Source organism: Leptothoe sp. EHU-05/26/07-4 (assembly GCF_043421015.1).
Taxonomy (GTDB): domain Bacteria; phylum Cyanobacteriota; class Cyanobacteriia; order Phormidesmidales; family Phormidesmidaceae; genus Leptothoe; species Leptothoe turfae.
This window is the reverse complement of sequence record NZ_JAXSQV010000005.1, coordinates 591,881-613,150: the sequence shown is the minus strand read 5'-3', so window position 1 is coordinate 613,150 and position 21,270 is coordinate 591,881. Positions and strand designations below refer to the sequence as shown.

The 21,270-nt window shown below is 46.9% G+C and carries 21 protein-coding genes and 1 tRNA gene; 10 read left to right on the top strand and 12 right to left on the bottom strand.

Annotation, left to right across the window (positions count from 1 at the left end; genetic code table 11):
- Window positions 1–54: 54 nt before the first annotated feature.
- Window positions 55–819, top strand: a complete 765-nt coding sequence (locus U2F10_RS21360; protein WP_006516101.1) for a TerC family protein — start codon at window positions 55–57, stop codon at window positions 817–819.
- Window positions 820–825: 6 nt separating this feature from the next.
- Here U2F10_RS21360 and U2F10_RS21355 read toward each other — a convergent pair whose 3' ends face one another.
- The 4 genes from U2F10_RS21355 to U2F10_RS21340 all read right to left on the bottom strand — a co-directional run bounded on the left by U2F10_RS21355 (window position 826) and on the right by U2F10_RS21340 (window position 5,134).
- Window positions 826–1,215, bottom strand: a complete 390-nt coding sequence (locus U2F10_RS21355; protein WP_163662232.1) for a hypothetical protein — start codon at window positions 1,213–1,215, stop codon at window positions 826–828.
- Window positions 1,216–1,765: 550 nt separating this feature from the next.
- Entirely contained in the window at window positions 1,766–2,635 is an 870-nt protein-coding gene (locus tag U2F10_RS21350; protein WP_499873199.1) for a carbohydrate ABC transporter permease, read from the bottom strand.
- Complete coding sequence (locus tag U2F10_RS21345) at window positions 2,632–3,720, bottom strand: carbohydrate ABC transporter permease (protein ID WP_163662240.1); 1,089 nt, start codon at window positions 3,718–3,720, stop codon at window positions 2,632–2,634. Before U2F10_RS21345 ends, U2F10_RS21350 begins: the two co-directional genes overlap by 4 nt.
- A gap of 133 nt (window positions 3,721–3,853) precedes the next feature.
- Window positions 3,854–5,134: an ABC transporter substrate-binding protein gene (locus tag U2F10_RS21340; protein ID WP_163696873.1), complete on the bottom strand. Its 1,281-nt coding sequence runs from the start codon at window positions 5,132–5,134 to the stop codon at window positions 3,854–3,856.
- Window positions 5,135–5,302: 168 nt separating this feature from the next.
- Between U2F10_RS21340 and U2F10_RS21335 the strand changes: the two genes are divergently transcribed.
- Both U2F10_RS21335 and U2F10_RS21330 read left to right on the top strand, forming a co-directional pair.
- A complete protein-coding gene (locus U2F10_RS21335) occupies window positions 5,303–6,094 on the top strand; it encodes a M48 family metallopeptidase (protein WP_499867538.1) in 792 nt (263 codons plus the stop codon).
- 84 nt (window positions 6,095–6,178) lie between these two features.
- Window positions 6,179–6,252: transfer RNA gene (locus U2F10_RS21330), tRNA-Arg, on the top strand.
- 379 nt (window positions 6,253–6,631) lie between these two features.
- Here the strand turns inward: U2F10_RS21330 and U2F10_RS21325 are convergent.
- Window positions 6,632–6,949 (bottom strand): DUF1830 domain-containing protein, encoded by a 318-nt coding sequence (locus U2F10_RS21325; RefSeq protein ID WP_163696877.1) that lies wholly within the window; start codon window positions 6,947–6,949, stop codon window positions 6,632–6,634.
- 443 nt (window positions 6,950–7,392) lie between these two features.
- Window positions 7,393–7,608, bottom strand: a complete 216-nt coding sequence (locus tag U2F10_RS21320) for a hypothetical protein (RefSeq protein ID WP_163662254.1) — start codon at window positions 7,606–7,608, stop codon at window positions 7,393–7,395.
- 310 nt (window positions 7,609–7,918) lie between these two features.
- On the opposite strand from U2F10_RS21320, the gene U2F10_RS21315 reads away from it, so the two are divergent.
- Window positions 7,919–8,155, top strand: a complete 237-nt coding sequence (locus U2F10_RS21315; protein WP_499061174.1) for a response regulator — start codon at window positions 7,919–7,921, stop codon at window positions 8,153–8,155.
- Window positions 8,156–8,319: 164 nt separating this feature from the next.
- Entirely contained in the window at window positions 8,320–11,703 is a 3,384-nt protein-coding gene (locus U2F10_RS21310) for a leucine-rich repeat domain-containing protein (RefSeq protein ID WP_499061173.1), read from the top strand.
- Window position 11,704: 1 nt separating this feature from the next.
- On the opposite strand, the gene U2F10_RS21305 is transcribed toward U2F10_RS21310, so the two are convergent.
- Window positions 11,705–11,944 carry a helix-turn-helix domain-containing protein gene (locus tag U2F10_RS21305; RefSeq protein WP_163696326.1) on the bottom strand — a complete coding sequence of 80 codons (240 nt, stop codon included), beginning with the start codon at window positions 11,942–11,944 and terminating at the stop codon, window positions 11,705–11,707.
- Window positions 11,945–12,056: 112 nt separating this feature from the next.
- Here U2F10_RS21305 and U2F10_RS21300 point away from each other — a divergent pair, with 112 nt between their 5' ends.
- Entirely contained in the window at window positions 12,057–12,329 is a 273-nt protein-coding gene (locus U2F10_RS21300) for a hypothetical protein (protein ID WP_499061172.1), read from the top strand.
- Window positions 12,330–12,396: 67 nt separating this feature from the next.
- Here U2F10_RS21300 and U2F10_RS21295 read toward each other — a convergent pair whose 3' ends face one another.
- Together U2F10_RS21295 and U2F10_RS21290 are read right to left on the bottom strand one after the other, a co-directional pair.
- A complete protein-coding gene (locus U2F10_RS21295) occupies window positions 12,397–12,933 on the bottom strand; it encodes a Uma2 family endonuclease (RefSeq protein ID WP_499061171.1) in 537 nt (178 codons plus the stop codon).
- Between the two features lie 137 nt (window positions 12,934–13,070).
- Window positions 13,071–13,694 carry a TetR/AcrR family transcriptional regulator gene (locus U2F10_RS21290; RefSeq protein WP_499061170.1) on the bottom strand — a complete coding sequence of 208 codons (624 nt, stop codon included), beginning with the start codon at window positions 13,692–13,694 and terminating at the stop codon, window positions 13,071–13,073.
- A gap of 434 nt (window positions 13,695–14,128) precedes the next feature.
- On the opposite strand from U2F10_RS21290, the gene U2F10_RS21285 reads away from it, so the two are divergent.
- On the top strand, window positions 14,129–15,463 hold the full coding sequence (locus tag U2F10_RS21285) for an efflux RND transporter periplasmic adaptor subunit (RefSeq protein WP_250564871.1): 1,335 nt from the start codon (window positions 14,129–14,131) through the stop codon (window positions 15,461–15,463).
- 102 nt (window positions 15,464–15,565) lie between these two features.
- Window positions 15,566–18,730, top strand: a complete 3,165-nt coding sequence (locus tag U2F10_RS21280) for an efflux RND transporter permease subunit (protein ID WP_499873198.1) — start codon at window positions 15,566–15,568, stop codon at window positions 18,728–18,730.
- A gap of 14 nt (window positions 18,731–18,744) precedes the next feature.
- On the opposite strand, the gene U2F10_RS21275 is transcribed toward U2F10_RS21280, so the two are convergent.
- A complete protein-coding gene (locus U2F10_RS21275; protein ID WP_499873197.1) occupies window positions 18,745–19,113 on the bottom strand; it encodes a rhodanese-like domain-containing protein in 369 nt (122 codons plus the stop codon).
- Between the two features lie 396 nt (window positions 19,114–19,509).
- Between U2F10_RS21275 and U2F10_RS21270 the strand changes: the two genes are divergently transcribed.
- Window positions 19,510–19,716 (top strand): hypothetical protein, encoded by a 207-nt coding sequence (locus tag U2F10_RS21270; protein WP_163662262.1) that lies wholly within the window; start codon window positions 19,510–19,512, stop codon window positions 19,714–19,716.
- A 56-nt stretch (window positions 19,717–19,772) separates the two neighbouring features.
- Here U2F10_RS21270 and U2F10_RS21265 read toward each other — a convergent pair whose 3' ends face one another.
- Window positions 19,773–19,916, bottom strand: a complete 144-nt coding sequence (locus U2F10_RS21265) for a CAB/ELIP/HLIP family chlorophyll-binding protein (RefSeq protein WP_499873196.1) — start codon at window positions 19,914–19,916, stop codon at window positions 19,773–19,775.
- Window positions 19,917–19,959: 43 nt separating this feature from the next.
- On the opposite strand from U2F10_RS21265, the gene U2F10_RS21260 reads away from it, so the two are divergent.
- On the top strand, window positions 19,960–20,127 hold the full coding sequence (locus U2F10_RS21260) for a hypothetical protein (RefSeq protein WP_499873195.1): 168 nt from the start codon (window positions 19,960–19,962) through the stop codon (window positions 20,125–20,127).
- On the opposite strand, the gene U2F10_RS21255 is transcribed toward U2F10_RS21260, so the two are convergent.
- Window positions 20,087–21,214 carry a site-2 protease family protein gene (locus U2F10_RS21255; protein WP_163662268.1) on the bottom strand — a complete coding sequence of 376 codons (1,128 nt, stop codon included), beginning with the start codon at window positions 21,212–21,214 and terminating at the stop codon, window positions 20,087–20,089. The two genes, U2F10_RS21260 and U2F10_RS21255, sit on opposite strands and share 41 nt — an antisense overlap.
- Window positions 21,215–21,270 lie beyond the last annotated feature (56 nt).

Sequence of the window (21,270 nt, the reverse complement as noted above, 5' to 3'; positions counted from 1 at the left end):
TGCCCGACTGCCAAGGACACGTTTACTGCAATGACCGCAAACTGTAAGGGCTAAATGTTAGATCAGTTACTTGAATGGTCGCCTAATTTAGGTCTGGACACATTACTTCTATTACCGGTGCTGATCGCTCTGGAGGCTGTGTTATCAGCAGATAATGCGATCGCACTTGCTGCCATTGCCCAGGGCTTGGAGTCCGAGGAACAACAAAAGCGCGCACTCAACCTGGGACTGCTCGTCGCCTTTGTGCTGCGCATGACTCTTATTTTGACGGCCAGTTGGGTCCTAAAGTTCTGGCAGTTTGAAGTCGCGGGTGCAGCCTATTTATTATGGCTGGTGTATCAGCACTTTAGCGGTGATACCGATGATGAGCAGCACCACGGCCCTAAGTTTGCATCCCTGTGGCAGGCGATTCCCATCATTGCCTTTACGGACTTAGCATTTTCCCTAGACAGCGTCACAACAGCCATTGCCCTGTCCGATGAAGTAGCCATTATTCTTCTCGGTGGTACCATCGGTATCATTGCCCTGCGGTTTATGGCAGGGCTATTTATCCGCTGGCTCGATGAGTATGTTTATCTAGAAGATGCAGGCTTTGTCACCGTTGCCTTTGTGGGCCTACGGTTACTCGTCAGGGTTATCAACGAAAGCTGGGTACCGCCAGACTGGGCCATGTTAGCCCTGATTGCCGCTGTCTTTGCTTGGGGTTTTTCTAAACGGGTGGAACCCGCAGTGGATGATGAGGTCGCACTTAAGGTACCTGTGATTACCGCCATAGAAACATCTGAAGACGAAGAAGATAAGGTCCTTAGCAAAGACTAATCAAACCTAGCCAAACCAATAGGAGGGCATGCAAGTTTGGGTCATATCTTGCACACTCAAGGATGGCTCGATGGTTTCGGTTTCTTCTGTGCTATTCAATAAAAGGTCAAGCTGCTCTTGCAAAATGTACTCAATACCCCAATAGATATAGCTTTCTAGTCGTAGTTCTAGATCTACAAGCTGATGGAGATATTGGGGTAAGCACTGCCATTCTTGCGGATTATTGAGCTTTGGCATTGCCTTCTTGAGCTGACATTCAACATAATCCAGTAGTAATTGTTTAATCGCCCCATTACCTAAAGCTGTTTGATATGGATAAGCCGGGTATGCGGCTACGACGCTATCAACCTTATCTGATAGAAGTTGAGATACTGAGCTGGTAGTGCATTGCATCATTAAAATCTCTCTAAAAATCGTGTTCTAACTATTGGCATAAGTCGCTAAAACAGCCAGTGCAAAATCAAGCTGAAACGTGAGGATGTAAGCCCTATTGCTTGAGAGATTTTGAAATTTTGTACGTCGCAGGCCATACGTTGACGCGTACCACCACTGCAGCGTACTAGCGACTCCCTGTCCTAACCCCTATTCCTAAGCTCGACGGACTAGTCAACAATGACTGGTCGAACCTCTTATGCCTACCAATACAGAGTAGGGAGAAAATCTAAAGATTTTGTGAGCATCTGGTCATCATTGTGAGCAGACCCTCAAGTATGCTCACTTTATTTTTAGATTGATTTAGCCACCAGTCGCGTACGGAAACCTGGGGTTAGGTCTTGAGGTATCTAAAGTTGCCTACATATAGCCCATTGGAGAACACGCCATGAGGTATTGCCTCTGCTGCAATCATTCGCTTCTGCGTCATATTCGGCAGAATAGTCTGTACTGGTATTGCCCCAGCTGTCGTCAGGCGATGCCAGAGGCAACTGTTGGTGTTCATACTCAACGGTTATCCCTTCACCGAACCCGCCAACAATCCACGCACAAAATAACGCTGTAGGGCAAAAAAGACCGCCAGCGGCACCACCATAGAAATAAAGGCTCCAGCGGTGAGTAAATGCCAGTCTTGTCCCCGGTCTCCCACCAGGTTGCGTAACACCAGGGTGACTGGGGCAACGTCTTGGTTGCCACCCAGATACACCAGGGCTACCAGCAGGTCATTCCACACCCAGAGGAATTGGAAAACGGCGAAGGATGCGATCGCAGGCATCGACAACGGCACAATCAACCGCATAAAAATCTTCAGGTGAGACGCACCATCCACAGCAGCGGCCTCAATTAAGTCTCGGGGTAGTGAGCCAATATAGTTACGCAGCAGATAGATACCCAGGGGTAAACCATAGCCGGTGTGGGCTAACCAAACCGCTAGAAAACTGCCTGCTAAGCCCAGATCGTTATAAGCTCGCAGCACCGGAATCAGTGTCATCTGCAACGGCACCACCAGCAGACCCACAATGGCCACAAACAACGCCTGCCTTCCAGGGAACTGCATCCAGGCTAGGGCATAGGCGGCAAATGTGGCAATGGAAATGGGAATCACCGTAGCCGGGATGGAAATCACCAGACTATTGAGAAATGCCTGCCCCATGCCCTGGCTGGTGAGTACATCGATATAGTTACCAATGTGAAACTGGGCGAGGTCAAAGGGATGGCTCAAGACCGTCCACCAGCCATTTTGCAGCAGGGCATCTCTGCGACGGAAAGAGCTGATCAGAAGACCGGCAGTGGGTAGCGTCCAGAGAAATGCGATCGCAATCACCGCTGTGTGCAATGGCAATCTCTCCAACCAGGTAGGAGCTGACGTACGAGCAATTTTCATCGGTTAGCCTCCTGCTGGGTAAAGCGACGAATATTGGTGACCATCACCGGAATGACCGCTAGCAACAGTACAGTGGCAATGGCACTACCACGACCAAAATTCCTAAAGTTAAACATTTCCTTGATCATGCGGCTGGCAATCACATCGGTATCCAGGTTGCCACCGGTCATCACATAGACAATGTCAAATACCTTGAGCACCGCAACCACCACCGTTGTCGTCACCACCGTAATGGTCGGCATAATCATCGGAATGATAATGCGTCGAAAAATCTGAAACTCATTGGCTCCATCAATGCGGGCAGCTTCAATCACATCTTTAGGAATGCCCTTGACCGCCGCTGACAACAACACCATGCAAAACCCCGTTTGCAGCCAAATCATAATGACAATCAGCGCCAGGGTATTCAGCGGCAACAATGTGGGTAACCAAGGAATGACAGGCACTGAAAGCGTTTCCCACAAAGGCTCTAGAAGACCATCTCGTTCAATCAGCCAACCCAGGGGCTTCCATCCCACTACCTGGCGTACCGCATTAAGCACCCCAATCTGATCGGTCCCCGCTGGCTTAAAGGCATAGACAAATCGCCAAATGACACTGGCCCCCACAAAGGAGATCGCCATGGGTAAAAAGATTAGCGACTTAGCCGCCGACTCATATTTCACCCGATCCACAAGGACCGCAATAATCAGACCCAGCCCTACGCTCAATCCTGACACCAGCACTAACCACAGCAGGTTATTACGAAAGGCAATCACCATATCTGGATTGGTGAGAGCAAAGGCATAGTTTTTCAGCCCCACAAACTTGACTGAACGGCTGTCAAAAAAGCTGATATAAAGCGTTCGCAGTGTCGGTAATACCAAATAGGCCGTCAACATCAGCACCGCTGGTCCCATATAAACCCAGGGGAGAAGGCGATCTTTCCAGGGTCGAGAAAAGCGCTCTACCAGCAGATTGAGTCCGTAGAAAATAGCAAAGGTGCCAATAGAACCAAGTGCGATCGCAATCAACGCCGTCAGAATTCTGAGTAGGTTGGGTTGAGTTCCCGCGAAACCCAACAAGCTCAAGGTCATCAAATCCATTGGTTCACCTTTTGCAAAACACAATAATGCATATGTTGTTGATATCGAGAAGATATCGTTTAAAGCATTACATTCAGGAAATGTTGGGTTTCATGCCTCAACCCAATCCACGGTAATTTTGATTGGAGGCAGATTATTCTGGCCAGCTGGCTTCAATCGTATCCAACACGTCTTCCACCGGTTCACCAGCCACATATTCCACGACACCAGCCCAAAAGGTACCAGTACCGACAGCGCCTGGCATCATATCCGAGCCATCAAACCGAATCGTCTCAGCATTGCCTAGAAATTCCGCCTGCTTTTTACTCAGTGCATCAGGGTAGGCATCCAGGCTTACCTGTTTGTGGGGCGACAAGAACCCCCCCAAACCGGCCCAAATCTCATGGGGTGTCGGCGTTGCCAAATATGCCATCAACGCCTGAGCTTCAGGAGTGTTGTTAAACATGCCAAACACATCTCCAGCCACCAAGACGGGTGTACCGTAGGCCGGGTCAATCCCTGGTAGCAAAAAGATATCCACATCCTCTTCCAAATTCACATCCTCAGGGAAAAAGCTGGCAATAAAGTTAGCCTGACGATGCAAATAGCAGGTCGGCGTATCACCAAACAGTCCCTGGGGCGCATCTCCAAAAGGCGTACTAATCGCTCCAACTGAGCCACCTACTACATAGCTCTCATTTAAGACAATGTCACCAAACTGTTCAAAGGCTACTTGTACCGCATCATCATTAAACGGAATCTCATGGTTAATCCACTGGTCGTACATCTCAGGACCAGCCGTCCGTAACATAATATCCTCAACCCAGTCAGTGCCTGGCCAGCCAGTGGCTTCACCGCTCTCCAACCCCAAACACCAGGGATTAGCACCAGCAGCAACAATTTGATCGCTAAGGGCCAACATTTCATCCCACGTCGTCGGCACGGTAAACCCTTGGGCTTCAAATGCTTTTGGGTTGTACCACACCAGACTTTTTACCGAAGCTCGGTACCAAATACCATAAAGACTCTCGTCAAAAGTAGCCAAGGATAGCCAAGTTTCAGGATAGGCTTCAGCCAATGTCGCCTCATCCATAAACTCCGTGATAGGAACCATTTGCCCTGCCTCAGCAAAGCTAGCCATCAACCCCGGCTGAGGAAACATAGCAATATCCGGCGCATCACCGGACTCCACACGCACAGGCAACAACGTTGCAAACGAATCAGTGCCCTCATAGATCACTTCAATGCCCGTTTCCTCTTCAAAGGGCTTGAGGGCTGCTTCTAATTTTTCCTGCTGTTCTCCGACAATCACACCCAGGATAGTCACCGTATTGTCAGCACTCTCGGATGATGCCCCATCACCTCCGCCACCACAGGCACTCAGCGTTAATAGTGCCGCTATTGATAACCCTAATCGCGTTTTTAATTGGGCCATGTTTAAGGAATCCGATTATTAAACAGCAATTTTCTTTGTTCACATAGTATCAAGGTGAATGGGCAATGGGATCCCGTAGGGACTGCCCTGGTGGCAGCCCTTCATCTTGGCAAAGCATAAAGAAGCCATAGTTCCATGGAACCCTTCGGTTAAACTGATGAGACACAAATGGACTTTGTCACCGTTGCCATGGTGCAGTTAGAGCTGTTTCCACCCTCCGATCCATCAACTGATTTTGACTACACCGTTCGCAAAAGCAAGCGAGCCAAGCACGTGTCTATCAAAATCGAGGTAGATGGCCGTGTGGAAATAGTCGTACCGCCTCGATATAACTGCAAAAATCTACCGGATCTTATTGCCAAACGTCGTGACTGGATTCTGAAAAATCGAGCTCGATTACTAAACGAGCACCAAGATACAGCAACTGATTGGCAGACAACTCAGCCAGATAAACTGGAGTTGCGGTGGCAAGCACCCCTAGCCCAAAGCGCCCCCAGTGAAACATGGCAGGTGAGCTACGAGGCGGATAGTGGCCCGACTTTATGTATTCCGTTGCCAGGTCATGGGCTGAAAGTGCGCGGCAATGTTGACCATGTACCTACGTGTAATCAGGTGCTGTGTGAGTGGCTAGGCCATAAGGCCCATCGGGAGCTAGTGCCGTGGCTACGCCAACTCAGCTTTGATTTGGATTTACCGTTTAAGCGCCCTTCAGTTAGAGGGCAGAAGACTCGCTGGGCTAGCTGCTCTAGCAGCAAAAACATTAGCCTCAATTACAAGCTGTTGTTTTTACCTAAAGAGGTGGTGCACTACGTACTAGTACATGAGCTATGTCATACAGTACATATGAACCATTCACAGGCATTTTGGCGGCTTGTGGATGATAAGATGCCTGGGTTTGAGCCCTATCGAAAGATCCTGAAGAATGGGTGGAAATACATACCACGCTGGGTAGAAAACTGAGCGCTATTCAGCCAACTTGCGGATTTTACTGACGGCATCCTTACGGACAAGATTGTAAGGTGTATCTTTATATAGGTTAGCTTTGGGGCTGTAGCTCAGCTGGATAGAGCAACCGCCTCCTAAGCGGTAGGTCGCGCGTTCGAATCGCGCCAGTCCCGTACTTAAATCATCAAACCGTCCAGCAAAGTCTGGACCAATCGTCAATACCAGATATACCCATAAATACACCACCCAGAACGCTATCCAGCGATCTAGAAAGTTAGCTGGAATTGATGCAGTGATAGGAGAGAATATTTGAAAGGGGATATTTAGCCTACACAGAGTATAAAGATTCTGGAGTTGAATGGTTAGGAGAGATACCTGCACATTGGACAACGACAAAAATTAGGCGTTGCTGAATGCAGGTATGATTTTAGACCGGGACTGGAACATCCCAAAAATTCAAAATGAATCACAGATGGGTAAGTTCCACCAATAACGTAATGAAAAAAAGGTTAATCAGCGCAATTGTGAATAGCAGGGACCATTCACAATATTTCATAGTACTTGGGTAACGGCTGGCGTTGAACTCGCCTCAAATTGTTGGGGAAGCTCTAATTGCTCTGCATGGCGAATAAGACTACAGGAAATTCGATCAGTCAATATGGTCGTCACCATCTCGCATGAATGGATTTCTAATAGTGCTTCTGGAAATGCATGGAATACTAGCTGCTGCCCCGAAAATACCACACGCTCAAAATACCAATTGGGAATATTGGTAATTCGAACGATTTGTAATCTGTCTGTGGGATTTAAATAACAGCAAGCAATATATCCAGAAACATTGTCAGGCAAGGGATCTATCGTGTTATTCATGATTTGATTTATAGTCGAATGAAAATGAGTTTATTAAGGAAGGTTCTAAATAACTGACTGCCAAGCCAGCAACAATGCCACTAGTACGCTTAGACTTAAACCATTTCTAATGACAAACATCCGTAGCTCAGGACTGATTGCAACAATACTGTGGCGCTCAATCTCCGAGTAGGCCAAATTTTGCCTGTCTAGAATTCTTTTAAGGGCCAATTATTTGTTTTATTCGTTAACCTTAACCTAAGTTAGCAAGTTATTTCGTATTACTTTGTGCTTTAACGTTGTTTCTAGATTTTTAATGGGGTTACGGACAACTTTCCCCAAATTTTTGGATTCCCAGAGTTGGGGATTTCTACTTCTATCGTCCCAGAATCATCGGGTAAGAGGCGAAAATAACTGATCTATCTTTGACGTAATGACCAGCCCATTATGGACCAATCACTAGCCTACATACATTGCTCCAGATAAATCGCTTGAATCAAAGGTTGACGATCAGTTAAATACTGCCGAATTTCTACATGCTCTTGGGGCGAAAGCCGGACTCGATTATCGATTCTATGGAGTATCAACCGCATCTGCTCACAGCTGAAATTTCCTTCCCTATGGACGACCGGTGTTTCGTCAATGACAGACCAGACTAACCTCATTAGACCGACATCCATAGGACCCTCCCATGAGTATTTTTACTCACTGGATATTATATCGCGCATTTTATTTTTTCTTAAGAATTGAAAAAAATTACTTGATGGTAGCCCTATTCAAAGGAATAGCAATGCCTTTAGGGTCATTTAAGTACCTATGCGGAATTAGTTACAGAACAGATTTCGAATAGCCACCTACAATTCAGACCATTCAGTCAAAGTCTTTTGTAAGAGATTTGGCACACCTACTTAAGTCCGTTTAACTACAGAAATTCAAAATTCCAACTTAAGAATAGGTTTATGTGAGAGAGATAGAGCGAGCAATCCAGTCATGCAAGCAGCGACTGATGGACCAACAGCCATTAATTTGGTGGAGGAGAAGCACCCTGATTTAGTTTTGCTGGATATCAAGATGCCAAATATGGATGGGTTCGAAGTTTGTCTGTCTCTCAAAACCAATCCACTGACCCGAGAGATTCCAATTATTTTTCTGAGTGCTATGGCTCAGACCAACGATAAGGTAAAGGCGTTATGTGGCTCAACTACAGATCCAACAGCGCAATGCTGACCTAGAGCAACGTGTTGCTCAGCGTACGGTACAGCTAGAAAAGGAAATTTGGGAAAGCTGCAAACTGACAACGTTTGGAATCATCATCCTTGAAAGGCTTAGCAGTTGATGGCGGTTCAGGGATATCACGGGTATCTTGATAACGATGCTGAGCAAAATCGTCTATGTCGTCAAAACCGCGCAGTTTTCTGGCCAGCCCTGAAGGATTGCAAAAGTTAGAGGCTGCTAAAGGTGAGCTGAGCTATGCAGCTATTGCCAAGCAAGCTGGTGTGAGTGCGGATACGGTTAGTCGGTTATTTCATCCGGAGCGGGGTAAGTGGGTAAGTAAGACGAGTCTAACAGCCATTCTTCAAGTTTTAGAGGTAACACTTGAAGAGATTGGTGTTGTTGGTAATAACAACAACAGACTTACTGAAGCTCAAAGACGCATTCAATCAGTTATCAACTATAACGAAGCCACACTGGATCTATCAGGTTTAGAACTCACCTCAGTGCCGAAAGAGCTGGGACAGCTCACCAACCTGACTCGACTTTACCTATCCCAAAATCAACTCACTTCAGTGCCGAAAGAGCTGGGACAGCTTACCAACCTCATGGTGCTTTACCTATCCCAAAATCAACTCACTTCAATGCCGAAAGAGCTGGGACAGCTTACCAACCTCATGGTGCTTTACCTATCCCAAAATCAACTCACCTCAGTGCCGAAAGAGCTTAGGCAGCTCGTCAATCTGACGTGGCTGGACCTATCCCAAAATCAGCTCACCTCAGTGCCGAAAGGTTTGGGGCAGCTCGTCAATCTGACGTGGCTGGACCTATCCCAAAATCAGCTCACCTCAGTGCCGAAAGAGTTGGGGCAGCTTAAAAATCTGACTCGGTTTGAATGCTCGCGCAATCAACTCACCTCAGTGCCGAAAGAGTTGGGGCAGCTTAAAAATCTGACTCGGCTTGAATGCTCTAACAATCAACTCACCTCAGTGCCAAAAGAGTTGGGACAGCTTAACAATTTAGCGGAGCTTTACCTCTCCAACAATCAACTCACCTCAGTGCCAAAAGAGTTGGCACAACTCATCAACCTAACAGAGCTCTTCCTTGATCAGAATCAACTTACCTCAGTGCCAAAAGAGCTAGGTCAGCTTGCCGACCTGACGGGGCTTTGCCTCTCAAATAATCAACTCACCTCAGTGCCAAAAGAGTTAGCACAACTCACCAGCTTGGCAGAGCTTTTTGTCTCTAACAATCAACTTACCTCAGTGCCAAAAGAACTGGGACAGCTCACCAACCTGACGGGGCTATACCTTGCCAAGAACCAACTCACCTCAATGCCAAAAGAACTGGGACAGCTCAATGGCCTCATGGAGCTTTACCTTGATCAGAATCAACTCACCTCAGTACCAAAAGAGTTGGGACAGCTCACCAACCTGACGGGGCTTGACCTCGACAATAATCGACTTATCTCATTGCCAGAAGATTTAGGACAGCTCAAGAATCTGACTCGGCTTTACCTCCATGAAAATGAGCAATTAGGCATTTCCAGAGAAATTCTTGGTCCCACTTGGCAGGAGGTTGACTCTGGTGCAACGCCAGCAAAACCGGAGGATATTCTCAACTACTACTTCCGTATACAGGCTGATCGTCATCCCTTAAACGAAGCCAAACTAATTTTGGTAGGTTTTGGCGCTGTGGGAAAAACCTCCCTTGTTAATCGACTTATTTATAACGAATTTGACTCGAAGTCTGAGAAAACAGAAGGTATTCAAATTACCCAGTGGCCTATTCAGTTAAACCAAACTGAAGATATCAAACTTCATGTATGGGACTTTGGTGGTCAGGAGATTATGCATTCTACCCACCAGTTTTTTCTCACTGAGCGTAGTCTTTACTTGCTAGTACTCAACGGTCGTCAGGGGCATGAAGATGCTGATGCAGAATACTGGCTAGAGATAATCCAAAGCTTTGGAGGTGATTCTCCCGTTATTGTTGTGCTCAACAAGGTCAAAGAGCATCCTTTTGATGTCAATCGTCGTGCGCTGCAGCAAAAATTCCCTAATATTCGTGAATTTATTAAAACCGACTGTGAAACAGAAATTGGAATTAATGAGCTGAGAAGAGCAATTGAACGAGAAACGAATCACCTAGAGCATCTGCGAGCCTCTTTCCCAGCTAGTTGGGTTGAGATTAAAAATCGACTGGCAGATATGTCTGAAAACTACATCTCCTTTGAGAAATATCGAGAAATTTGCCAAGGTGATGGAGAACCCGATCAGCGTGCCCAAGATTCATTAGCGGTTCACCTTCACAGTCTGGGCATTGCTTTGAATTACAAAGATGATAGCCGTCTGCGTGACACCCACGTCCTCAACCCTCATTGGGTCACTAATGGTATCTACACACTACTCAATGCTCATGAACTAGCCGATACCCGAGGTGAACTAGAGTTAGCTTGCTTAGCTAGAAACCTTGACTCTCAGAATTACCCCCCTGAACGTCATGGATTTTTGTTAGAACTGATGCGTAAGTTCGAGCTGTGTTTTCGGTTTGAGGAAGATGATAACCGCTATCTGATTCCCGAACTGTTGGACAAACAACAACCCCCCGAAGCATCAGATTTTATCCTGTCTGAATGTCTAAACTTTCGCTATGAGTATTCCATCTTGTCGGAAGGACTACTACCTCGATTCATTGTGCGTACCCATGTGCTAAGCAAGCATCAGCTCCGCTGGAGGACCGGTGTAATCCTCGACTTTGAAGGCAATCGTGCCCTGGTCAAAGCCGATCCTCAGGATCGCTGCGTCACTATCAGCGTTAATGGGCCCCTGGCAAGCCGTCGTCGTTTGTTAGCAATTATCCGCTATGATTTTGAGCGCATTCACAGTCACTTTAAAACTAAACCCAAAGAAAAAGTCCCTGTTCCTGGTCATCCATCAGTTTCAGTAGACTACCAAGAATTACTCACCCGCGAAGAGGCTAGACAAAACACCTTTGATATTTTTATAGGTGATGGTTTGCTTGGGCTCAACGTTAGAGATTTACTCAACGGCGTCGATTTGGAAGGCCAGGGTAAAGAGAGGATCGATTTCAAACGACAAGACCAATCGCTACGTTTGTTCTACAGCTATGCCCATAAAGACGAAACTCTGCGCGATGAGCTAGAAACTCATCTAAAGTTGTTGCAACGCCAGGGGCTGATCCAACCCTGGCACGACCGTCGCATTATTGCAGGAGAAGACTGGGCCGATGAAATCGATGATAATCTGAATCGTGCAGACATTATCCTGTTGTTGATTAGTGCTGACTTTATTGCTTCAGACTATTGCTATAAAAACGAACTTGAGCAAGCCATGGCCCAGCACAAAGCTGGCAAAGCCCGAGTTATTCCCATTATCCTACGTCCTGCTGACTGGAGTGGCACCCCCTTCCGTAAACTTCAGGCGTTTCCCACCAATGGAAGACCTGTTACTTCTTGGTCCGATCGCGATGAAGCCTGGCTCAATGTAGAAACTGCTATTAAAGAAGCGATCTCAACCATCAAAGCCAAACGCGATCGCTAACTTAATCCAATCCTTGAGCCACATCCCCCAAATACTTCTGAACAAACGTCTCAGCGGCTTCTGAATTCAGTGTTCTTAGCGCTTTAACAATATCCACCAACGTTTCAGAGGTAGGATCGCGCATCTCATGTACCCAGCGGTATACATTAGTACGCTCGATGCCCAATGTGGCAGCGAGGCTGTATTGGCTAATGTCATAGGTCTCTAGAACCTGTTTTAGAACGCGTCCGGCTTTTCCCATGACCCTCATCCTGTCAGAGGATCATGCGCCACAAAAGTATACCTACTAGTTGACGTATACCCAATGGACAACTAAATTTAAAGCGTGAACCATTAGGCATACATTTTCGACTATGCAAATCCAAAGCTTTGTCGCTTTATCTGAGCCCGCTATTGCTCCAGAAGCCTCGCTTCAGCTCTACTCAGTCCCCAAGTCCGATCGCGAACCTGTCAAAATCCTCATCATCGGCTCCCAGGCTGCCGTCAACACCATCATCCACAGCCTCCATCATCACAATTTTGCCGAACCCGTCGAATGGACCCAGTTTTTACCCAACGATCGCCCCATCCAACCCCACCCCGGCGAATCCATGCGGGCTCTGATTAAATATTTACCTCAACTATGAGTTCAACCCCAATTAAGTCATATACTGAGGACTGAGCAAAGTCGAACCCCGTCTGCACCAAGCCTTTCTAACGCTGTTTAGTCATAGCAATAACTCCTTCCACAGTGAAGCTTGAGATATCGCCGAGAGTGGGCAGTGTATCGCCCCTTGCATAAATCATGGGTAGCTCTTGCTCCTCCCAAACCCAGACCTGCTGTCGTTGGATATCAATTAACCAAGCAAGCTGAGTACCATTACCCAGACAATGCAAAATCTTATTTTGTAGGTCTAGAGTACTTTGATCAGGAGACCGAATTTCGATTAACCAATCCGGTGGGCCTTGAAGCGGGTCATCTTCATCGGAGAAACGCTGAATCGCTACAACAGCAATATCTGGAACTGGCGAGTAAGGAGGCACAATGCACCGTAGCTCCTGGATTGCCTCATATCTATCTGTCTGAGCATTGATAGCATTTACCAGATTGCGTTGCAGACGAGAATGGAATAATGTTGGCATAACTTTTTGCTGGGCTCGACCATTAATAAACTCCCAGGCTGGTGAAGCTTCAATATTAGGCTGTTTGAGAAAGTCGGCCAAAAGGGCCGTAACAGTAGGGGATTGCATGATTTCCTCGGGTGCCCAATCCTAATGTAGTCATATGATCGCTGAAAGTAACCGATGTTGCCAAGTAATCAGGACAGTTTTCCCTAGTCCATTTACAAAAGACAATGATCACACCTCTAGGTGAAACGTGATTTACCTTATGTTGACATTCCAGGAGTCAAGAACCGCACCAAATATTGAACCGCATAGTCAACATCTTCTGGCTGGCTGCTTTTCAATAAGGAGTCTGGTTTACCCGCCTCATTTTGCACGCGAATTAATGTAGCAATCACCAAGTCTAACTTCCAGTTCAGTTCTCGCTGCGAGCAGTCAGGAATTATTTGCTGCAGAATTTTGAGAAATGCCAGGCGGCTCTCCATAAATTCCCCACTAGCAATACTTTGCAGCGGTTCTGGCTCACTCCAACAACGCCCCATAAACTGAGCCCGCACTGTTCGAAATGACTCATTTTGAACAATCTTTTGAAAACATGGTTTTAGAAATGCCGTCAGGATTTCTTCAATCGATGGCAAAGTCTCTTTTTTCTGAAGTCCGTTGAGAATAGCCAACTGCTCAACAACAATTGGCTTGGCAATACGAGAAAAGATTGCTCGAAACAGCTCTTCTTTTGAACCAAAGTGATAGTTAACCGCCGCCAAATTCGCATTGGCTTGATTGGCAATGGCCCGCACAGTAGTCCCTGCATACCCCCGCTCGGCAATTAACTGTTCGGCTACATTCAGAAGTTGCTCTTTGGTATCAGCGGATGCTGCACTCGCCATTGAAGTTATCTATGCTCCTAAACTAAACAAATACTTAAATCAGTTGGGTATGTCAGCCATCATAAGCGACTACCAGGACATAACATCCAGGATTCGCCTCAGCAAAGGATGAACTGAAAAAAATCATTTTTTATTTGCCAATTATTCAAACGTACGTTTTAATTATATCAAACATACGTTTGAATGAAGTCTACAGTCTTACCTGCTTTTTTGCTTCTGGCAGAATGCAACAATTCACCCTGGGCTTAAGTCTCAGGGCTAACTGAATCAAAACCCACTAAAGGGGTTGAAGATCCATAAAAGCGATAGTTAGGGCTTCGTCGTCTACATTGCCTCTTGAGTAGACAACCTCAAATTAGCGCTGGATTTCGATAGCACTCATTATCAACCACTGTTCAAACATACGTTTGCTTTTTTGATGGACTGATAGCGCCATGACCTTTAAATCACCAGGATTAAACTCGGCATTATCCACAGTCTTTGGTATTTCTCGCCAACGTCTGGCTTTAATTTGCCTGGGCACCATAGGATTCCTTATGATCGGTATCCCCAGAATAAAAGAGCGTATTGCTAGCTCAGCTGAGGTGCCCTCCGAACAAGCAGAAAGAGTTTTGCCCGTAGAAACTCTAACGGTAACTCCAGTAAGTAGCTATTTAGTGTCGCGCACCTACACAGGGGAAATTGCATCGCTACGGGCCAGTGAACTGGGGTTTGAACGTAGCGGGCAACTGGTGGAAGTCCTGGTAGTCGAGGGAGAAGTTGTAGACACTGGCGCTCCCCTTGCTCGCTTAGATATTCGTAATCTAAAAACTCAACGCCAACAACTGCTGGCAGAAAAAGCCCGAGCCAATGCCCAATTAATGGAACTGCAAACAGGGGCTCGGTCAGAAGACATTGCTGCCGCTGCCGCTGCTGTTAGGGACTTAGAAGAACAGTTACGGTTACAGCAAGTGCAGCGTACACGGCGTGACTCTCTCTACACCCAAGGGGCCATTTCTCGCGAAGAACTAGATGAGTTCTCCTTTGGTGAAGGGGCACTCCAGGCAAGACTAGATCAGTCTCGCAGTCAGCTAGAAGAGTTACAAAACGGTACTCGCCCCGAACAAATAATGGCTCAGCAAGCACTGGTGCAACAGTTGGACGCCAGCATTGCAGATTTAGATGTGACCATCTCCAAGAGCACGTTACAGGCTCCGTTTGCTGGTGTAATTTCTGCTAAACAGGTCGACGAAGGCACCGTAGTCGGTGCTGGTCAGTCGGTCATACGTCTTTTAGAAAATGCAATACCTGAAGCCAGGATAGGTATGCCCGTCAGTGCTATTGATCAGTTAAATATCGGTGATGAGAAAACAGTGTATCTGGGTGAACGCCCATATTCGGCGACAGTATCGTCGATTTTACCCGAGGTTGATGCGCAAACACGCACGCAAACAGTTGTGCTGGCATTGGAATCTGCAGCTGCTAGCCAAGCAAATACTGGACAAACCGTGCGGGTGAATTTGCAAGCGTCAATTCCCACAGACGGCATGTGGTTACCCACAGAAGCCCTAACCCAGGGAATTCGCGGTTTGTGGACCTGCTATGTGTTAGTTCCAGATGAAAATTCTGACGGAGGATACTATACAGTGCAATCCCAATCCGTAGAGGTTGTATATCAAGATAGCGATCGCATCCTAGTCCGCGGCACCCTCCAACCCAATGACATGGTCGTCGCCAGTGGTCCCCATCGCCTGGTTCCAGGCCAATTAGTCACTCCAGTCCAACCATAAAACTCCCATAGGGATGCACAGTTGTGCGCTCAATGCAGGATTGATATCTCGTAGGGCACACGACAGTGCGCCCCTCCCCATTAACCTTAGGAACCTGCCACCATGGTTAGACCGTTTTACCGCAACATCCGGCTGCTAATCCTCACCATTGTGATGGTCGTAGTGTGGGGTTTTGTATCCTTCCAGGCCCTGCCACGACAAGAAGATCCTGAACTGGTCTCCCGTATCGCCGCCGTCCAGACAGCGTATCCCGGAGCGAATGCCGAACGTGTGGAGGCTCTAGTCACAGAAGTGATTGAAGCAGAACTATCGGAACTCGAAGAAATCGATGTTCTCTCGTCTGACTCACGGGTAGGATTCTCAACCGTGACTGTTGAGCTAAGTGAATCAATTATCGACGCTCAGTCGGTATGGTCCAAGGTGCGAGATGAATTGGATGACGCAGCCATACAATTACCCGCTGGCACCAGTGAACCCGAGCTAGACGAGGCTTTTGTCAAAGCTTACACAATGATTGCCTCCCTTACCTGGCAGTTACCGACAGACCCAAACTATGCAATTTTGCGGCGCTACAGCGAAGAACTGGCGCTGCGACTGAGGGGAACAGTCGGGACAGAAGAAGTGGAACTATTTGGCGACCCTGTAGAAGAAATTGTAGTAGAGGTCAATGCCCCCAGTCTGACAGCAGTGGGTCTGTCTCCCCAAGATTTAGCCAATCGCATTCAAACCAGTGATGCCAAGATCACCGCAGGCCAGTTTCGTAGCGACGAACAGAATTTAGCCATTGAGGTAGAAGGAGAGTTAGAAACTCTAGACCAAATTCGCCAGATTGCTATTCAAACTGACGATGGTCGCTTTACTCGCCTCAGCGACATTGCCCAGGTATATCGAGGCATACAACAACCGGTAACAGATTTATCGCTTGTGAGTGGCAAGCCTGCCATCGTTGCTGGAGTGATGATGGAGTCGGGCATGCGCATTGATGTCTGGGCTGAGAGCGTGCGCGCAGTACTGGCAGACTTTGAAGCTCAGTTGCCCCAGGGGGTGAGCCTGGATATTGTCTTTGACCAAAGTAACTATGTAGAAAAGAGAATCAGAAAGCTGTTAGGAAACCTGATACTGGGTGCCCTGCTGGTGGTAGGGGTTACTTTGTTCACCATGGGCTGGCGTTCGGCTTTGGTAGTAGGTACGGCTCTGCCCATCACCACCATGGCAGTCTTTGGCTGGATGACAGTGTTTGGAGTACCCATTCACCAGATGTCGGTAACCGGACTGATCATTGCCCTGGGGTTACTGATTGACAATGCCATTATTGCGGTAGATGAAATCCAAATGGAGCTACAGCACGGCCATCGCCCCATTGATGCTGTGGCAAAAACGGTTGACTACCTTAAGGTACCGCTGTTTGCATCTACCGTGACTACGGTCATGACGTTTTTACCCATTTATCTATTGCCAGGGGCAGCGGGAGAGTTTGTTGGCAGCATTGCCCTGGGGGTGATTGTGTCTTTAATTTCATCGTTGGTGCTATCGCTAACAGTGATTTCAGCCCTAGCCGCAAGAGTTTTAGGACGTAGTCAAACTAAGGCACATCAGCTGCAAGATCCGACTCAAACTGGCCCTGTTAAGTCACTACAGAGATTTTTGTTACGGCCTGGTAGCTGGTGGGCAGATGGATTCTCCTCACCATTGTTAGCTCGTCCGTATCGCAAGTCACTACAGTTGACAATGAAACATCCTTTGCTTGCGATCGCACTCTCCCTCACCATCCCCCTCATCGGCTTTATCTCCGCCTCTACCCTAGACCAGCAGTTTTTTCCCGCAGGTGACCGTGACCAGCTCCAGGTAGAAGTGGAGTTTGCCCCCCAAACTGCTATTGGGCAAACCCGTGGGCAAATGTTGCAGGCTCGCCAGGTCATGTTGGAAAATTCCAATATCGACGAAGTGCATTGGTTCATTGGAGAAAGTGCGCCTAAGTTCTATTACAACTTTACGGGCAACCGGCGTAACCAGGCCCAATATGCCCAGGCCATGGTACAGCTCAACACCAATCGAGACCTGGCATCCATTGTGAAAAACCTCCAAGAGCAACTAGACAATGCTTTTCCGGCAGCCCGCGTCTTGGTCAAACAACTGGAACAGGGGCCACCCTTTGATGCCCCTATCGAACTGCGACTTTACGGACCCAACATCGAAGAACTACGGCAACTGGGTGTACAGGCCCGACAAATTCTTATCAGTGTTCCCGATGTTGTTTATGTACGAGATGATTTAACAGAAGCGCTACCTAAACTAGGGCTGAGGATTGATGAAGAACAGGCTCAACAGACGGGCTTGAACAATACGGCCATTGCACAGCAGCTAGAAGCCTACTTAGAAGGTAGCGTTGGCGGCTCAATTCTAGAAGCGACTGAAAACCTGCCAGTGCGAGTACGGATTGCCAATAGCGACCGGGCAGACCTCAGTCAAATTGCCTCTTTAGACTTGCGTGGAACAGGCAACCGGGCATCCACTGCTGCTCTAGGAGACTTCAGGTTAGTACCTGAGCTAGCCAAGATCGCCCGCAGAAATGAACAGCGGGTGAATATTGTGCAGGGCTTTATTACTGCTGGAGTGTTGCCCTCAGTGGTGCAACAGGCCTTTGAGGAGAAACTGGCCGAAGCCAACTTCGAATTACCGGCTGGCTATTGGTTCGAGTTTGGCGGAGAAAAAGCTGAACAAAGTCAGGCCCAAGGCAACTTACTACTCTATGTACCTTTGCTAGCACTGGTCATAGTAATTTCTCTGGTGTTATCCTTGGGTTCATTTCGCCAGGCCGGTATCGTCGCAATGGTGGGGATTGGCTCTGTTGGTATGGCCCTATTTTCACTCAAAGTATTTGGGGCTGTGATGGGCTTTATGGCCATTGTTGGCAGTATGGGGCTGGTGGGTATTGCCATTAATGACACGGTCATTGTTCTCTCTGCACTCAATGGGGATAACAGAGCCAAACTAGGGGATCGTCAGGCCATTGCCACAGTCGTAAATAAGGCCACACGGCACGTAATCACAACAACCATTACGACAATTGCGGGTTTTGTGCCGCTAATCATCAGTGGGGGATTGTTTTGGCGGCCACTGGCCATTGCGATCGCAGGCGGCATAACCGGTTCGTCCATCATGGCACTATATTTTGTCCCTGCCGTTTACAGTCTGATTTATCGCTCAAAATACACACATGAACGGAGAAATAAATCTGCCCACGACTTTGAAACTGGGAGCTTGTAATTTATACATTAGTCTTAAGACACCGCAAGAGTCCCCTCAATGGGGCCCGAAATCGCTTGCCAAGCACCAATACCACCCATCAGTTCAGCAACATTTTGATAGCCCACACCACGTAGCTTAGTAGCAGCGCTGGATGTAACCTCGTTAGTTTCACCATAAACGTAGATATCGCGATCGCTTTCAAGACTTACAGAAACACGAGCAACAAGTTCATCCACAGGCATCGAAATGGCCCCTAAGATGCGTTTCTCATTAAAAAGACACCTGCTTCTAACATCAATAATAGTGAGAGCAGGCTCGCCCCAATCTAAACGATCCTTCAGATCAAATACCGTTGAAATCGGCTTGAGGGGCTGCGGGGTGGGAAAAAATGCAGAAGGCATGGGTTAAACAGCAAAGGATGCTGGCACGAGAAGCAACCCCTCAAGTGTAACGAAATCTAAATTTAAGTCAATTTAGATTTTATAAAGTTGACATTTTTAACTAGATGCAACCTGACTTTTCAAATTTTTAGTATAGCCATTTACCTAAATAGCGATTTACCTAAATACATATGCGCCAATTTTTATACACACACGTGTGACTGAGCAATAAAAAATTATATATACCCAAACCTATACCCAACAGGATTTACACCCTATCAGCTAGAGGTTTGTAGCTTCATTTACACCAGCTATGAAGCATTAATGTAGAATGAAAGATAAAGAAAATATTAAACAAACCAGATTTAAATACTCCAATGATAAAAAAAATATCCTAGCAATAACAGAGCAAACAGTATGGATGCTTCAACGCTAAGGCTACTTTGGTCCGTAATCTTAGAAAACTCACCAGAGAATATTTCTAACCTTCCTGAGGCTCTTTTTGTTAGACACTTACTTGAGCAGATTCAAGACCGAGTTTATTTAAGTATTGATGAGCAAAATGCGATGCAATCTTACTTGCAAGCCAAACGAGGGTTGATTCTTGAAATGATTCAAGGATAGGTTGTACCGGTGCATCGCATTCTAAGCAGGCATGTAAGCGCCCTAATGCGGTCACACTACATAATTCCTAGCTGAGACAAGATGCTTTTACCAGTAAGCAATTCGGTAATAATACCGATGGTAAAGCCTAGCATTGCCAGACGACCATTCCAGCGCTCAGCAACCCGGGTGAAACCATATTGTGCCGCTTGATTTTTCATGCCCCAACCCTCTGAAAAGTCAGCAGCTCATCGGTAACAAACGATGAGTAATTTTGGTATACCTATCGTAGCGCTGGCTGAAGGGAAGTGTTCTAAGAAGCAAAAAGTAAAAACGGCTTTGCTTCATAACAATTCTGCTAAGAAGCAAAGCCATGCTTATACTATGGTTTCTACGCTGGCTGAGATTGAGCTTTCTGCTGCAACAGATTAATGATTTCAGCCTTTTCTAAAAGCCCAACTAAGGCACCATTTTCTCGGGTAACTGCCAGTGCTTGAGTTCCCTGAGCCTCCAGTTGACGAATAACATCTAACAGAGGCTGATTAGCTTGAACCTTGATTTCTTGCGCAACGGGTTTCAGAAAGTCACGCACCGGATGATCGCTCCATTGATCTGATGGAACTATTTTAAGTACATCCAAATCGATCGTCCCAGCTAGCTGGTTATTTGCAGATTCCACAAGAAAACGCTGCCATCGACTGTTACCACTTGCCAACAGTGTCGTATCTGCTAGCTCACGAAGCGTATCACTTTCATGGACAATGGGACTATTTTCAAGAACTACATCGGCGGCTGTCAAGCCAGATAATGCCTCTTGAACAGTTGCCGATTGTGCAGACTGGCCAGCATTTTGCAAAATAAACCAACCAATAATTAACGTCCAAAAACTACCAGCATTAGACAATCCCAGAACAGCAAGGATACCTAGCATAATTGCTGACCAGCCAATCATTTGCCCCGCGCGACTGGCCCAGCGAATCCCACGGTAGCGATTGCCAGAAATTTTCCAAACAACAGCCTTCAGAACATTACCACCGTCCAAAGGTAAACCTGGAATCATATTGAAGGTTGCAAGGATCAAATTAATATAGGCTAGCAAGCTAGTCACTGCAGCGACTGGCCCAGTCACAAGACCACTACTAGCTAGGAGGGTTAGCAAAACAAACAGTACTAAACTCACAAGGGGACCAGCTACAGCAATCCAAAAGGCCCCAGAGGGTGTTTTTGCTTCATCATCTAAGCTTGCTAAGCCACCAAACAAGAAAAGTGTGATGGAGTTGACTTGGATACCTTGCTGTTGAGCAACGAAACTATGCCCCAACTCATGGAGTAAAACAGAAGCAAATAAGAGAATGCCTGCGATCAATCCTAGAATTAGAGCCATTCCTCCCAGCCAGGGAAACTGAGCAGCTAGACCACTGCCAAAATTTAGAGTGGTGAGGGCCAACACAAAAAACCAGGAAATATTGATAAAGAAGGGAATACCAAACAGATTCCCAATGCGAAGATTACCGTTCATATCGGTCTCCTTTCAATAACTTGGAACTGGATAATGCGGCTCTTCGATACAGTTTG